The 13,285-nt window shown below is 68.2% G+C and carries 13 protein-coding genes; 9 read left to right on the top strand and 4 right to left on the bottom strand.

The genetic code is table 11. From position 1 onward, the window contains the following. The first annotated feature begins 49 nt into the window (after nucleotides 1-49). The 4 genes from ACIP5Y_RS12205 to ACIP5Y_RS12190 all read left to right on the top strand — a co-directional run bounded on the left by ACIP5Y_RS12205 (nucleotide 50) and on the right by ACIP5Y_RS12190 (nucleotide 5,125). Nucleotides 50-541 (top strand): MarR family winged helix-turn-helix transcriptional regulator, encoded by a 492-nt coding sequence (locus ACIP5Y_RS12205; protein ID WP_400349829.1) that lies wholly within the window; start codon nucleotides 50-52, stop codon nucleotides 539-541. A gap of 11 nt (nucleotides 542-552) precedes the next feature. Further along, nucleotides 553-3,300 carry an MFS transporter gene (locus ACIP5Y_RS12200; protein ID WP_400349828.1) on the top strand — a complete coding sequence of 916 codons (2,748 nt, stop codon included), beginning with the start codon at nucleotides 553-555 and terminating at the stop codon, nucleotides 3,298-3,300. After that, nucleotides 3,297-4,118 carry a YceI family protein gene (locus tag ACIP5Y_RS12195; protein ID WP_400349827.1) on the top strand — a complete coding sequence of 274 codons (822 nt, stop codon included), beginning with the start codon at nucleotides 3,297-3,299 and terminating at the stop codon, nucleotides 4,116-4,118. Before ACIP5Y_RS12200 ends, ACIP5Y_RS12195 begins: the two co-directional genes overlap by 4 nt. A gap of 122 nt (nucleotides 4,119-4,240) precedes the next feature. Continuing rightward, nucleotides 4,241-5,125 (top strand): DMT family transporter, encoded by an 885-nt coding sequence (locus ACIP5Y_RS12190; protein WP_400349826.1) that lies wholly within the window; start codon nucleotides 4,241-4,243, stop codon nucleotides 5,123-5,125. A 21-nt stretch (nucleotides 5,126-5,146) separates the two neighbouring features. On the opposite strand, the gene ACIP5Y_RS12185 is transcribed toward ACIP5Y_RS12190, so the two are convergent. Then, nucleotides 5,147-6,595, bottom strand: coding sequence for an alpha/beta hydrolase family protein (locus tag ACIP5Y_RS12185; protein ID WP_400349825.1), 1,449 nt, complete (start codon nucleotides 6,593-6,595; stop codon nucleotides 5,147-5,149). A gap of 24 nt (nucleotides 6,596-6,619) precedes the next feature. Continuing rightward, complete coding sequence (locus tag ACIP5Y_RS12180; protein WP_400349824.1) at nucleotides 6,620-7,180, bottom strand: ArsR/SmtB family transcription factor; 561 nt, start codon at nucleotides 7,178-7,180, stop codon at nucleotides 6,620-6,622. A 188-nt stretch (nucleotides 7,181-7,368) separates the two neighbouring features. Between ACIP5Y_RS12180 and ACIP5Y_RS12175 the strand changes: the two genes are divergently transcribed. Further along, on the top strand, nucleotides 7,369-8,718 hold the full coding sequence (locus tag ACIP5Y_RS12175; protein ID WP_400349823.1) for an MFS transporter: 1,350 nt from the start codon (nucleotides 7,369-7,371) through the stop codon (nucleotides 8,716-8,718). Between the two features lie 27 nt (nucleotides 8,719-8,745). Here the strand turns inward: ACIP5Y_RS12175 and ACIP5Y_RS12170 are convergent, their stop codons facing one another. Next, a complete protein-coding gene (locus ACIP5Y_RS12170) occupies nucleotides 8,746-8,937 on the bottom strand; it encodes a hypothetical protein (RefSeq protein WP_400349822.1) in 192 nt (63 codons plus the stop codon). A 30-nt stretch (nucleotides 8,938-8,967) separates the two neighbouring features. Here ACIP5Y_RS12170 and ACIP5Y_RS12165 point away from each other — a divergent pair, with 30 nt between their 5' ends. The 4 genes from ACIP5Y_RS12165 (at nucleotide 8,968) to ACIP5Y_RS12150 (ending at nucleotide 12,005) form a co-directional block, all read left to right on the top strand. Then, nucleotides 8,968-9,186, top strand: coding sequence for a hypothetical protein (locus tag ACIP5Y_RS12165; RefSeq protein WP_400349821.1), 219 nt, complete (start codon nucleotides 8,968-8,970; stop codon nucleotides 9,184-9,186). 137 nt (nucleotides 9,187-9,323) lie between these two features. Further along, entirely contained in the window at nucleotides 9,324-10,034 is a 711-nt protein-coding gene (locus ACIP5Y_RS12160; RefSeq protein ID WP_400349820.1) for a VC0807 family protein, read from the top strand. A 22-nt stretch (nucleotides 10,035-10,056) separates the two neighbouring features. After that, entirely contained in the window at nucleotides 10,057-10,548 is a 492-nt protein-coding gene (locus tag ACIP5Y_RS12155) for a VOC family protein (RefSeq protein ID WP_400349819.1), read from the top strand. Then, nucleotides 10,545-12,005, top strand: a complete 1,461-nt coding sequence (locus tag ACIP5Y_RS12150; RefSeq protein ID WP_400349818.1) for an FAD-binding protein — start codon at nucleotides 10,545-10,547, stop codon at nucleotides 12,003-12,005. The genes ACIP5Y_RS12155 and ACIP5Y_RS12150 overlap by 4 nt, the downstream gene beginning before the upstream one ends. Here the strand turns inward: ACIP5Y_RS12150 and ACIP5Y_RS12145 are convergent. Further along, complete coding sequence (locus ACIP5Y_RS12145; protein ID WP_400349817.1) at nucleotides 11,981-13,258, bottom strand: DUF4132 domain-containing protein; 1,278 nt, start codon at nucleotides 13,256-13,258, stop codon at nucleotides 11,981-11,983. The two genes, ACIP5Y_RS12150 and ACIP5Y_RS12145, sit on opposite strands and share 25 nt — an antisense overlap. Nucleotides 13,259-13,285: the final 27 nt, after the last annotated feature.

Genomic DNA, 13,285 nt, shown 5'->3' with positions numbered 1-13,285 from the left:
CAGCAAGTAGTTGTATGAGCTAAGTAAATGGTTCGTAAAGGAATCGATCATGGTCACCGCAGCCCGTGATCCCAGTGTCACAACCGAACTCGAAGATGCCGACCTGTTCGGTACTCAACTGGTTCGGCTGTTGCGTGCCGTCGGCCGGGCGAAGCATCGGGTAATCAAGCACGGGCCGGAAGGCCTCGAGCAGCTTGCCTACTCCATGCTCTTCTGCCTGGTCCACGACGGACCGCAGCGCACGGGGAAGCTCGCGGAAACATTGCACGCCGAGATCTCGACCATCAGCCGGCAGAGTCGCAGCCTGGTGAGCCACGGTCTCGTGGAACGCGGCGCCGACCCCATCGACGGCCGCGCGTGCGTATTGCGTGCAACCGCGGAGGGTGAGCGGATCTTCACGGAGAACCGGAGGCAACGCACTCTCTGGCTCGCGGAACTGTTCGCCGACTGGCCACCGGCCGATCGCGCGGACCTCATCCGCCTGCTGGACCGATTCGTCAGCGGCATGGAAAGAACCACCGCTTCAACCGATTCGAAATAAGGCTTCGAGACATGACAACTGCGACCAACGAGGCGCCGCCGATCACGGCGGCGGGTGCACCGCCGAGATTGTCCCATCGGCAGATCCTCACCATCCTGTCCGGCCTGCTGCTCGGCATGTTCCTCGCGGCGCTGGACCAGAACATCGTGAGCGTCGCGATCGTGAAGATCGCCAACAGCCTGCACGGCTTCGACCAGCAGGCCTGGGCCACTACGGCTTACCTCATCACCGCCACGATCAGCACCCCGCTGTACGGCAAACTCGCCGACATCTACGGGCGAAAGTACTTCTACCTCACCGCCATCGCGCTCTTCGTGATCGGCTCGGCGGCGTGCACCTTCTCCACCTCGATGTACGAGCTGGCCGGGTTCCGCGCCTTCCAGGGTCTCGGTGCGGGCGGTCTGATGTCGCTGGCCATGACCATCATCGGTGACATCGTCCCGCCGCGGGAACGCTCGCGGTACCAGGGCTACTTCATGATGGTGTTCGGTATCGCCACCGTCGCCGGCCCGGTCCTCGGCGGCTGGTTCTCCGGCTTCGACCACCTGTGGGGTATCGAGGGCTGGCGCTGGGTGTTCCTGGTCAACGTGCCGATCGGCATCCTCGCGCTGGTCGTCGTCGCCAAGGTGCTGAACATGCCGCATCAGCGGCAGAACGTCCGGGTCGACTGGGGCGGCGCGGTGGCACTCGCCATCTGCGTGGTGCCGCTGCTGATCGTCGCCGAACAGGGCCGCACCTGGGGCTGGGGCTCCGGCAAGGCGATCCTCTGCTACCTCATCGGGCTCATCGGCCTCGGGCTGTTCATCCTCATCGAATACCTGATGAAGGAAGCCGCGCTGATTCCCTTGCGGCTGTTCCGGAATTCGACCTTCACCGTCTGCATCGTCGGCGGCTTCATCGTCGGTATCGCCATGTTCGGCGCGATCTCCATGGTCCCGCTGTACATGCAGGTCGTGCGCGGCTTCTCGCCCACCAAGGCGGGTCTGCTGATGGTGCCGCTGATGGCGGGCCTGATGGCCGGATCGCTGATCTCGGGTCAGGTCACCAAGCGGACCGGACGGTACAAGATCCTGCCGGTCATCGGCACCTTCATCATCGCCTGCGGTGGTGCGCTGTACGCGACCGTGCACTACGACAGCCCGCTGTGGCAGCCGCTGGTCTGGGGCGCCATCATCGGCCTCGGCCTGGGTTGCTGCATGCAGACCCTGATCATCGCGGTCCAGAATGCCGGTCCCCGTTCGGATATGGGTGTCTCGACCGCCGCGGCGACCTTCTTCCGGCAGGTCGGCGGCACCCTGGGTGTCGCGGTCTTCCTGACCATCCTGTTCAACCTGCTGCCGCACAAGATCACCGACGCCTTCGGCGGTCATCTGCCGCCCGGATTCAGCGCCGGAAAGCTCGACAGCATCCAATCCAATACCGCTGGTATCCAGGCGCTTCCGGCGCAGGTGCGGGATCCCATCCTGATCGGCTTCACCAACTCCATGCACGGCGTGTTCTGGGCCGCGGCAGGCGTGGCGCTGCTGGCGTGCATCGTGCTCGCGTTCATGAAGGAGATTCCGTTGCAGGACCCGGGCGCCGCTGCCGCCGCCGCTGCTGCCGCCGAAGGCGCGCCCGTCGACCTCACCGATGAGCCGGCCGACGATCCCGAATGGGGCGCCGAGCAGGTGTGGGAGGGTGCCGCACAGGTGATCTCGCAGCCCGAACCGGTCTTGGCGGCCGCCGCGATGGGACGCCACGAGGCCAATGGTCATGTCGCGGTTGCCAATGGGCGGTACGCCGGCAACGGACAGCATGCGGCCGCCAACGGTCACCTCGGGGCCGCCGAGACCAACGGTGCGGCCGAGACCACGCAGTTCGCGGTGGCCGAAGGGCAGCACGCCAATGGCCAGGGCACACAACGCACTACCGCCCAGCCGGGCGCGATCGTCGCGGCGCTGGACGGCGCGCTGGGCGGGCCCTCGATCGGCGGATATGTCCGCCGGGAGGACGGCCGGCCGGTTTCCGGTGTCGCACTGACCCTCATCGATCAACGCGGACATCAGGTTTCGCGCGCCCTCGGTGACGGCGGTGGCGCATACCGCATCGAGACCCCTTCCGCCGGACACTATGTGCTGATCGCGTCGGCGGGCGGGCATATGCCGTCCGCGGTGAACGTCAAGGTCGACGGGCACGCCCAGCAGCTGGACCTCACACTGCAGGGTTCGGGTGAACTGTCCGGCACCGTGCGCACCGCCGGGCACGGGGAACCGCTGCCGGGCGCCACCATCACACTGACCGATCCGCGCGGCGAGGTCGTCGGGGCGGCCGTCACCGGAGTGGACGGCGGCTACGTGTGCAACGGCGTGGTGTCGGGGGTCTACACGCTGGTCGCGGTGGCCGAGCACATGCGGCCGTTCGCCACCACGCTGGTCGTGCCGGACAGCGGACTGCTGCACTACGACGTCGAACTGACCGCCATGGCCATGCTGTCCGGCACGGTCGTCGCCGGCGGCCGGGTGGTGCCCGACGCTCTCGTCACCGTGCTCGACGCGGCCGGGACGCCGATCGGGACCGCCCGCACCGACGAAGACGGCCGCTACACGCTGACCGACCTCGTCGAGGGCGGCTACACGGTGGTCGCTCGCGGATATCCGCCGGTGGCCAGCCGGGTGACCGTCAGCGGCGGCCAGGTCGAGCACAGCGTCGAGCTCGGCTACGACCTGGACGCGGCCGGCGCCGAACCGACCGGCGTGGAACAGTTCACGGACCGGCCATGAACGGCCTGACCGCGGAGATCCGCAGCGCGGAAGGCTGGCCGGTCCCGGGGGCGGTGCTCACCGTCACCGATATGACCGGCCGCCAGCTCGCCCGCGCGGCGGCCGGCGAAACGGGGATGGCGGCCACCGCGCCGCTGCCCCCGGGCATGCACACCGCGGTGGTGACCGCGCCCGGGCATCAGCCCGTCGCGCGGGTCATCCGCATCTCCGCGGCGGGTGTGGGCGCACTCGGTGAGATCCGGCTGGAACGGGAAGCGGACGCGATAGCGCTACCGCCGCCCGGACCGTGGACCATCGACCCGATGCACTCCACGGTCCAGGCCACCGCCCGGCATCTCGGCATCGCCGGGATCAAGGCGCGATTCGCGGAGGTGAGCGGCCGCCTCGACATCTCCGGAGTCTTCGAGCGGTCCAGCGGATTCGCCGAGATCAAGGCGGCCACCGTCGATACCGGCATCGGCATGCGCGACGACCACCTGCGCTCCTCGGACTTCCTCGACGTCGAGCGATTTCCGCTGATCACCTTCACCGGCAACGGTTTCCGCCGCACCGGCGGCGACACCTGGGTGATGCCGGGCGAACTGGTGCTGCACGGCCAGACCCGCCCGGTCGAACTCACGGTCACCTACGGCGGCTACGGCCCCGACCCGTGGGGTGGCGTGCGCGCCGCCTTCCACGCCGAAACCCTGCTGCACCGCGAGGATTTCGCGATCGACTACAACGCCGTCGTCCGGGCCGGGATCGCCGCCGTCGGCACCACCGTGAAGATCGAGCTCGATATGGAACTGGTGCAGGGCGAGCAATTGCCCACCATGTAGACACGGCGCGAGTCGCGAAAGTCTCAGCGGAACGGAAACCGCCCTCTCGGGGGCGGTTTTTCCTTTCCCTGGGAACGGACTGCCAGGATCGGAAGTCGGAGGCGTGGGGCAGACTGGTGGACGTGTCGAACCATCCAGTGGCATCCATCATCTGCGCGTTGATCGCGGCCCTGCTCTTCGCCGTGGCGGCAGTGGCCCAACAGCGAGCAGCGGCGGCCGTAGCCGAAGGGGATGCGCTGATCGGGGCGCTGGTCCGGAACCCGCGGTGGTGGGCCGGTCTGGTGGGTGATGCGGGCGGCTACGGCATGCAGGTCGCGGCGCTGGCTCTGGGAGCCGTACTGCTGGTACAGCCCATCCTGGTCAGCTCGCTGGTGTTCGCCCTGCCGCTGGCGGCCCGGCTCAACGGGCGGCGGGTCACCGGGCGCGAGATGGGGATGGCCGTCGCGCTCACGGCGGGACTGGCCTGCTTCGTGGTGATCGGCGATCCGACCGAGGGCAAATCGACCGCGCCGCTGCACGATTGGATCGTGCCCATGGGCGTGCTGCTGGTGCTGATCGTGGCCGCCGTCATCGCCGGACTGCGCAGCGGGCCCGCGCCGCGGGCGCTGCTGCTCGGTGTGGCGAGCGGTTCCCTCTACGGTGTCGCCGCGGCGCTCACCTCCTATGTTTCCGGACTGTTCGAGCACGGCTTCGGTCACGTGCTGACCAGCTGGCAGACCTGGACCCTGGTGGCGGCGGGTATCACGGGCGTCTATCTGCAGCAGCTCGCCTTCCAGGCGGGACCGCTGTCGGCTTCATTGCCGACGGTGATGATCGCCGAGCCGCTCGTGGCCGCCTTCCTCGGGCGCACGGTCCTCGACGAACGACTACAGGCGCACGGATTCGGGCTGGTGATCACCGGTATCGCGGTACTGATCATGTGTGTCACGGCGGTCGGGCTGTCGCGTTCGCAGGCGCAGGCCGGTGCGGTGGCAGCGGAGGAACCAGCACAGAGCGTCGCACGATAGTTCCGGGCGGGCCGCGGTCGTTCAGAGTGCGAACAGACCCCAGGTGATCGCCCAGGCGACCCATGCGCATACGGCAATCAGCAAGACGCCCAGTCTGATTCGAGGTACCGCAGCCGCGCTGCCCCGCCCGCGCACGGCGGACGTCGCGGTGACGGCCAGCAATGCGACGGTGATCAGGGCGAGTAACTGCAGGATCAGCCACACCACCGGCCGGGAAGCAGCCATCGGGCCGACGGTCTGCGCGTCGGTGGCGAGGATCGACTCCACGTACCCCACGGTCGCCACCAGGGAGATCAGGCCGGATACCGCGAGCAGCCGGGCGGACCAGCGAGCAATACGCGATCGGCGGTCGCCGAAGGACATCAGCAGGTAGCCGAGGAACGCCAGGACCAGCGCCGCGAGCACGATCGACTGAGTGCGCGCCGAGGTCCACCAGCCGTGTCCCGGATCGATACTCGACACGTGCTGCACGGGTGGCCGATCCGCCGTGGAGGCGGGCGGCGCGCCCGCGGCGACCTGGTTCACCCACGTGGTCATGGTGTCGAGATAACCGGGCGCGAAGGCCCCGGGTGGCGCGCCCGGATCAGGTGCGACGCCGAGGCGATCGAAGCCGTCGCCGGTCATGCGGCCACCGTGTGCGCCGCCCGTAATGAACCGGATGGTGACCGAGGGCGATGCCGTCAGCGTGTTACGCAGCACCGCAGCGCTTTCCGCGGGCGGTACCTGCACATCGTGGTCGCCCCACAGCGCCAGGACCGGAATGCGCAGCGCGCGCAAGGCGGGCAGCGGATCGAAGGCGGCCTCGGGGAACACTCCGGTCTCACCGATCAGCCGGGCCGCCGGTCCGGCGACATCTCCCGCGAGCGGACCGGTATCGCCTCGGTGGCGCAGCGTTTCGGCCAGACTCCAGGTCTGGGTGCGCAGCGGCGTGAAGCCGGGCGCGCCGAGCGTCACCAGGAAAGCGACATCGCCCGAGCGCGAGGCGGCCAGCGGCGCGACCCAGCCGCCCTCACTGAAACCCCACAACCCGACCTGATCCGCCCGCACTCCCGGTGTGCGGCGCAGGTTTTCGACCGCGCCGAGGGCGTCGTCGGCGAGCAGGGAGAAGTCGCGGTGCGTGTGTGAATAGCCGGTGGTGCGTTTGTCGTAGATCAATGTGGTGATGCCGGCCGCGGCGAAAGCGTCGGCCTCTGCCCGGTATTCGGCGCGCGGTCCCGGTCCGGAACCGCCGACCAGGACGATGCCCGGCGTATCGGAATGCGGTGCGGCGGGGGCAATGACGGTGCCGTGCAGTGTAAGACCGTTGCCGCCGGTGAAGGTGACATCCGTGGCGCCGGGCGCGGGTGCGGCGTCGGCTGATCCGGCAGGCAGGAACGGCGGGGCGAGTATCAGAAGTGCCAGCAGGAGTGTGAGGGCAAGGCGCGGTAGCCATCCGAGGGTTTTCCGGGACAGCGATCGAGTGTTGTGCATGTTCAGTTGTCTTTCGGGACGGAATCAGGTTTCGGGGAAGCCGAAAAGCCGCAGCAGCACGGCTTTCCGGTTGTCACCGCTGTCGTCGCCGGCGGGGCTGTAGCGGTAGATGAGCTGGATGTACTCCTCGAAGAACTCCCGGAGCCGCGCCGGGTCGACGCGAATCGTGGCGCGGGAGAACAGGAATGCGTCGGCCCACTCGCCGAGTTCGGGGGCGTGCCGCTCGAAGTCTTCGTAGAGTTCGACCAGTTCGGCGAGGTTGTTCCGGTTCATTTCCGAGCTGGCCGCCCACATCTCGGGGGTCTGCTCGCTGTACGGCGGGAAGCGGCGGTCGCCGGGCACGGCCCGCCACCAGCGTTCCTTGCCGGTGGCCAACTCCGGAACTTCTTCGATGAAGCCGTGTTTGGCCATGTGCCGCAGGTGGTAGCTGGTGAGCCCGGTGCTCTCACCGAGTGCTTGCGCGAGGGTGGTCGCGGTGACGGGGCCCGCGCGCAGATGTTCCTCGATGCGGCGGCGCAGGGGGTGGGCGAGCAGCCGCAGGGCGGCCACGTCGGTAATCGGCTGGGGGACAGGCTGATCGGCCATGTCGGCCAGCCTACTGCGTGCAAAGGGTGTTTGCAAAGACTCTTTGCATGGCTGGATTCGGTGTCGAATCGGCCGGGTGTGCGTGTCGGCCGGGTTTCGAATTCTCGGATCCGGGTACCTTCGCGTTGTTTGCCATGAATTCGCTGTTTTAGAGATCCGGTGCATTGCCGGATCGCCGAGGAGGCCGTTTGAGCACCGTCATCGACGACGCACCCTTCACCGGGTTCCACAAACGCCTCGCCATCGCCTGCTCCGGCGGGCCCTTGCTGGACGGCTACATCCTCAGCATCGTCGGCACCGCGCTGATCGGCATGACTCCGGAACTGAATCTCAGCACCGGCGACAAGCAGCTCATCGGCGCTTCCGCGCTGATCGGCATGTTCGTCGGCGGCGCGCTGTTCGGTGTCCTCACCGACAAGATCGGGCGCGAGGTCATGTACACCCTCGACCTGGTGGTCATGATGGTGTGCTCGATCCTGTCCTTCTGGACCGAATCCGTCTGGCTCATCGTGGTTCTGCGGTTCGTGCTCGGCATGGCCGTCTCCGCCGACTACCCGATCGCCACTTCATTGCTGGGGGAGTGGCTGCCGGTCAAGCAGCGCGGCAAGCTACTCGGATTCCAGATCGTCGCCTGGTACGCGGGCTCGGTGCTGGCGTACGTGGTCGGCTATCTCTTCCTGCATTTCGGCGGGAACGGCAGCTGGCGCTGGCAATTGGCCTCCGGCGCGGTGTTGTGCGCGTTCTTCCTGATCATCCGGCAGAGCACGGCCCCCGAATCGCCGCGCTGGCTGGCCCAGCACGGCAAGGCCGACAAGGCCGCCGGGATGATCGAGAAATATCTGCACGTACGAGTCGATCCGGCGGATCTGATCGAGGGCGGAGAGGCGGCGGAACCGGTGCGGCACGGCTCATTGCGGGAGTTGTTCCGGCCGCAATACCGCAAGCGGACCTTGTTCTGCAGCGGCTTCTTCCTGTGCCAGGTCGCGGTGCTGTTCGCCATGCTGACCTTCGGCCCGCAGATCCTGTCCGCCTTCGGCATGCCCGCGGGCACCTGGATGGACACCCTCGGCACCGCGCTCATCAGCCTGGTGTTCCTGCTCGGCTGCCTGCCGGCCATGCGGCTCATCGATACCGTCGGCCGCCGCCCCACCATCGTCTGGTGTTTCGGCCTGATGATCGTGCCGGTGCTGTTCATCGGCATCTGGCCGAGCATGCCGGCACTGCTCGCCTTCCTGATGCTTTTGCTGTACGCGTTCTTCTGCGGTGGTCCCAATGTGCTGGACTGGACCTACCCGAACGAGTTGTTCCCCACCCACATTCGGGCCACCGCAGTCGGTTTCGCCACCTCGATCAGCCGCGTGGGCGCGGCGCTCGGTACCTACCTGCTGCCGTGGTCGCTCGATCACCTCGGCATGGGACCGACCTTCCTGTCGGCGGCGGCGCTCACCGCGCTCGGCTTCCTGATCTGCCTCTGGGGCGCACCGGAAACCAAGGGCGCCAACCTGGAAGCCGCCGCCGCAGCCCCGGTTCGCGTGTAATCGCAGCCGCCGGACAATGATTGCGCCTCAGAGCGTCATGGCCGCGCGCACCTGCGCCGGGTCGAGCGGTGCGCCCGGCAGTGGATGGGCCGCCTCGGTGCGCAGGCCGTCCAGCAGAATGGCGAGGTGACGGCGCCAGACACCCGGTGCTGTCGCGCGAATGGGTTCGGTGGCGCGTACCACCGACCACAGCAGCAGGCCGATATCGGTGGGATTCACGTCGGGGCGCTGTCCCTCGATGCCGACACCTTGGCGACCTGGCTGCCACTCAATCTGCTCACGCCGATTCGGCTACTGCGCGCCATGCTGCCGCGCATGGTCGAACGCAGTGCAGCCGCAGCGCTCTTCGATTCCGGTCACTTCGGCGACGTCGAGATCGGCCCTATCATGCGGGTATCGCCGGACGAGCTGGCCGAATCGGTCTTCGAGATGGCGACCACCGATGTGGCGGTGGAGCGCGTCGCCTGAGCCGGCGGCGACCCGCCGCCGCATGACAGTTGTCATGGCGAGGAGGTGATGGTTGGCAGAGTCGGTGCGGTCTGCGCGTCCGTAACGTCATTTCCTGTAGCGCACAGTCGGATCACGAACCAACAGGAGTTGCCGAAATGACCGCCAACAGCACCGGCACGACCGGCCAGAGCACTCCCGCCGCAGCACCGGGGCGGACGAACATGCTGCGACTGCTGGCCCCGACGGCGCGGGATGTCGCGGTTCCGCTCGCCGCTTACTTCGCCTTGCATTGGGCGGGGTACTCGGATTTTGCCGCCCTGCTGGCCGGTGCGCTGGTCTCCGGCGCGATGGTGATCTACCAGGTGATCAAGGCGCGGCGCATCGACGCGCTGTCGGCGATTATCCTGGTGGGCTTCGCATTCGGACTGGTCGCCTCGTTCATCAGCGGGGACGCGCGGCTGATGATCGTCCGTGATTCGATCAGCACCGCGGCCATCGGCCTGGCCTTCCTGGGCAGTGCGCTGATCGGTAAGCCGCTGACCTACGCGGCGGCCCTCAAGGCCTTCGCGAGCTCGGATCCGGCCAAGGCGGCCGCCATGGCGGAGTCCTACCGGACCGTTCCCGCGGTGCGGAAGATCCACCTGGCGCTGGCCTCCGTCTGGGGTGTCGGTCTGCTGGCCGAGGCCGGGGTCCGGGTGGTGCTGGCCTACCAGCTGCCGGTGCACACCATGGCCTGGCTGTCCACCGTGCTCATGGTCGGTACGTTCGGTGTGCTCTTCCTGATCACCGGCCGGACCATCAGGTGGGCCCGCAAGTCGCTGAACCTGGCGGGCAATGCGCGGCTCGAAGAGGGGTTGCCAAATTAAGCACGTGTGATTAACTGCGGGTATGAGTGTGACCGAGGGGCCCGTCATGCAGATCGCCTGGGTAGTCGAGGACATCGCGGCAGCCGAGGAATTCCTGGGCACCCTGCTCGGAGCGCGCAAATGGGCGCGCATGCCGGACGTCCACTTCGGACCCGAAACCTCCACCTACCGAGGCGAACCCGCGGATCACACCGCGCACGTCTCCTTGTCCTACCGCGGCGATATGCAGCTCGAACTGATCCAGCCCGTCAGCGGCGTCTCGATCTACACCGAATTCCTGGAGCGCAGCGGACCCGGGTTGCATCACATCTGCCTGGAGCCCGACGACTACGACGCCGCGCTGCGCGAGGCCGCGGCCCAGGGCATCGACGTCGTGCAGGACGGCAATATCGGTGGTCAGCTGCGCTTCGCCTACCTGGACGGTGCGGCGGCGGGCGTGCCCTTCCTCGAGCTGGTGGAGATCGGACCGCATATGCGAGTGCTTTTCGACCAGTTGAAGAAGGATATGCAGTGAGCACAGCCGACATACCCGAAGTCATTGCCGCGGCGGCCATTACCGCGTGGGATGCCGAATTCGACGTGGTGGTGGCCGGATTCGGCATCGCGGGCGGCTGCGCGGCCGTGGCGGCCGCCACCCGGGGCGCCCGCGTCCTGGTACTGGAGCGGGCCGCGGTGGCGGGCGGCACCACCGCACTCGCCGGCGGGCACTTCTACCTCGGCGGCGGCACCGCGGTACAGCAGGCGACCGGGCACACCGATTCGGCCGAGGAGATGTACAAGTACCTGCTCTCGGTGTCGCGCGATCCGGAACCGGACAAGATTCGCGCCTACGCCGAAGGCAGTGTCGCGCACTTCGATTGGCTGGAACAGCTCGGCTTCGAGTTCGAACGCAGCTACTACCCCGAGAAGGCCGTCATCCAGCCCGGCACCCAGGGGCTGATGTACACCGGCAACGAGAAGGTGTGGCCGTACCGCGAGCAGGCCGTGCCCGCACCGCGCGGGCACAAGGTGCCGGTGCCCGGCGATACGCAGGGCGCGGCGCTGGTGATCGAACTGCTGGTGAAGCGGGCCGCCGCACTCGGCGTCGAGGTCCGCTACGAGACCGGCGTGACCAACCTCGTGCTCGACGCGGATGGCGCGGTAGCGGGCGTGACCTGGCGCAAACCCGGGGAAACCGGTGCCGTCAAGGCGAAGTCGGTGGTACTCGCCGCCGGTGGTTTCGTCATGAACTCCGAGATGGTCGCCGCGCACGTACCGTGGCTGGCCGAGAAGCCGTTCGTGCTCGGCACCACCTATGACGACGGGCTCGGCATCCGGCTCGGCGTCTCGGCGGGCGGCGCCACGCGGAACATGGATCAGGCCTTCGTGACCGCGCCCGTATATCCGCCCGCGCAGCTGCTGACGGGAATCGTGGTGAACCGCAAGGGGGAACGGTTCGTCGCCGAGGACTCCTATCACGCACGCACCTCCGCCTTCGTGCTCGATCAGCCCGGCGCGGCCGCGTACCTGATCGTGGACTCGGAGCATATGGAACGTCCCGTCTTCCCGCTGGCGCCCTTCATCGACGGCTGGGAGACGGTCGAGGAGATGGCTGCCGGGCTCGGAGTTCCCTACGAGACACTGCAATCCACGCTCGACAACTACAACGCCAATGCCGCCCAGGGGACGGACCCGGACTTCCACAAGGGCGCGGAATGGCTGGCGCCGCAGGACAAGGGCCCGTGGGGTGCGTTCGATCTGACGCTGGGCAAGGCGCTCTACGCCGGCTTCACCCTCGGTGGACTGCGGACTTCCGTCGACGGAGAAGTGCTGCGCGACAACGGGTCACCGATTCCGGGCCTCTATGCCGCCGGGGCGACCTCGTCCACGCTGGCCCAGGACGGCAAGGGCTATGCCAGCGGCACCCAGCTCGGCGCGGGCTCGTTCTTCGGCCGCCGGGCCGGGCATCACGCGGCCAGCCGCTCCAGCTGACGTAGTAGTTCGGAGGCGGTGACCGGATCGAGGACACCGAACGTGCCGCCGTGCAGTTCGACGGCGGCAATGCGTTGTTCGGCGGGCTGGTAGCGGTAGCCGCCCTCGAGGCCGGGATCCAGCGTGACGGTCACCTCGTGTCGGCCGCCGACCCGGCGGGACAGCACGGTGTGCGCGATCTCCCAGCCGCGCTGCTGCAGGCCGAAGATCCGATCGGTCCGCACCTGCCGATCCGTGAAGCGCGGCAACCGATTCGAGTCCGCCTCGTCGGGCGTGAACCGGTGCGTGCTGCGTCGCAGCTGCTGAAATGGCTGCCGCAGTGCGTGATCCGCGAACACGTCCTGCCATCGGCCGAGATCATCGGCCAGGTGCAGGGGATGGGCGACGCCGATCAGCATGTCGCCGACTGGATCGAGCTGCGCGCCGCCGGCGTCGGTGAGCGTGCCGTCCGCCGTCACCTGGAAGGAACCGGTGACGCTGCCGCCGGGTTCGAAGATCGCCCAGACCAGCTGCCGCGCGAGGTCCCCGAGCCCCGGGTGCTCGATGATCAGGGTGCGGTGGGTATCGGCGCGCCAGCGGCGGCCGTCCACCATGGCCGCCTCGAGCCGTCGAATCTGGTCCGTGGTCACGGATTTCGGCTCTTGCGCCGAGGTCGCGGCGGAGTCGGCGACGCCCGGTTGCGGCAGTAGAGCCGCGACGATCGGTCCGGCCCAAGCCGTCGCCGGATCGGTGGACAGGGCCGAAAGCTGTTGCACCGCCGCCTGATAATCGTCGGACGGTGCGATCGCCAGCAGGGCTCGCACCCGTCGTGCCAGCTGATCATCGGCGAGCGAACCCGGGTGTCCGGGCGCGATGACCTCGAGCCGGGCGGTCCGGCGGCCACGCAATGGATTGTGCTGCGAGATCCGGATGGCGTACCGCCACACCGTGGCCGCCGCGGCGAAGGCGTGGCCGTGCTCGAGAATCCAGCTGTCCGCGAACCGCTCGGCGAACTCGCGCTCGCGGGCCGTGTCGAAAGTGACGGTGGCGCTGGTGAACAGGGCGAGCGCGTAGACGGCCGCCGCGCCCTCGGGAACGGCGGGCGCCTGCGGCGCGTCGAGATATGTCCGCGCGGCCGCGGCCAATGGTCCCAGCCCCTCCACCTCGGCGGCGATGAGCACGGGTTCGATGGCGGCCCTGCGGCGGCGCAGGAAGGCCCGCAAGGCCGCGGTGGCATCGGGATTCACCGGTCGTGGCGGGTCCGCGTCGGTCATGGCTTCGATCTTGCCGCCGGGCACCGA

This window comes from Nocardia sp. NPDC088792, assembly GCF_044750615.1.
Taxonomy (GTDB): domain Bacteria; phylum Actinomycetota; class Actinomycetes; order Mycobacteriales; family Mycobacteriaceae; genus Nocardia.
This window is presented reverse-complemented; position numbering and strand designations above follow the sequence as displayed.

Bases quoted from the DNA above. Each gene is read 5' to 3' on its own strand.
- ACIP5Y_RS12200 (WP_400349828.1), top strand. From the start codon at position 553: ATGACAACTGCGACCAACGAGGCGCCGCCGATCACGGCGGCGGGTGCA.
- ACIP5Y_RS12195 (WP_400349827.1), top strand. From the start codon at position 3,297: ATGAACGGCCTGACCGCGGAGATCCGCAGCGCGGAAGGCTGGCCGGTC.
- ACIP5Y_RS12145 (WP_400349817.1), bottom strand. From the start codon at position 13,258: ATGACCGACGCGGACCCGCCACGACCGGTGAATCCCGATGCCACCGCG.
- ACIP5Y_RS12205 (WP_400349829.1), top strand. From the start codon at position 50: ATGGTCACCGCAGCCCGTGATCCCAGTGTCACAACCGAACTCGAAGAT.
- ACIP5Y_RS12180 (WP_400349824.1), bottom strand. From the start codon at position 7,180: ATGGCCGATCAGCCTGTCCCCCAGCCGATTACCGACGTGGCCGCCCTG.
- ACIP5Y_RS12185 (WP_400349825.1), bottom strand. From the start codon at position 6,595: ATGCACAACACTCGATCGCTGTCCCGGAAAACCCTCGGATGGCTACCG.
- ACIP5Y_RS12160 (WP_400349820.1), top strand. From the start codon at position 9,324: ATGACCGCCAACAGCACCGGCACGACCGGCCAGAGCACTCCCGCCGCA.
- ACIP5Y_RS12155 (WP_400349819.1), top strand. From the start codon at position 10,057: ATGAGTGTGACCGAGGGGCCCGTCATGCAGATCGCCTGGGTAGTCGAG.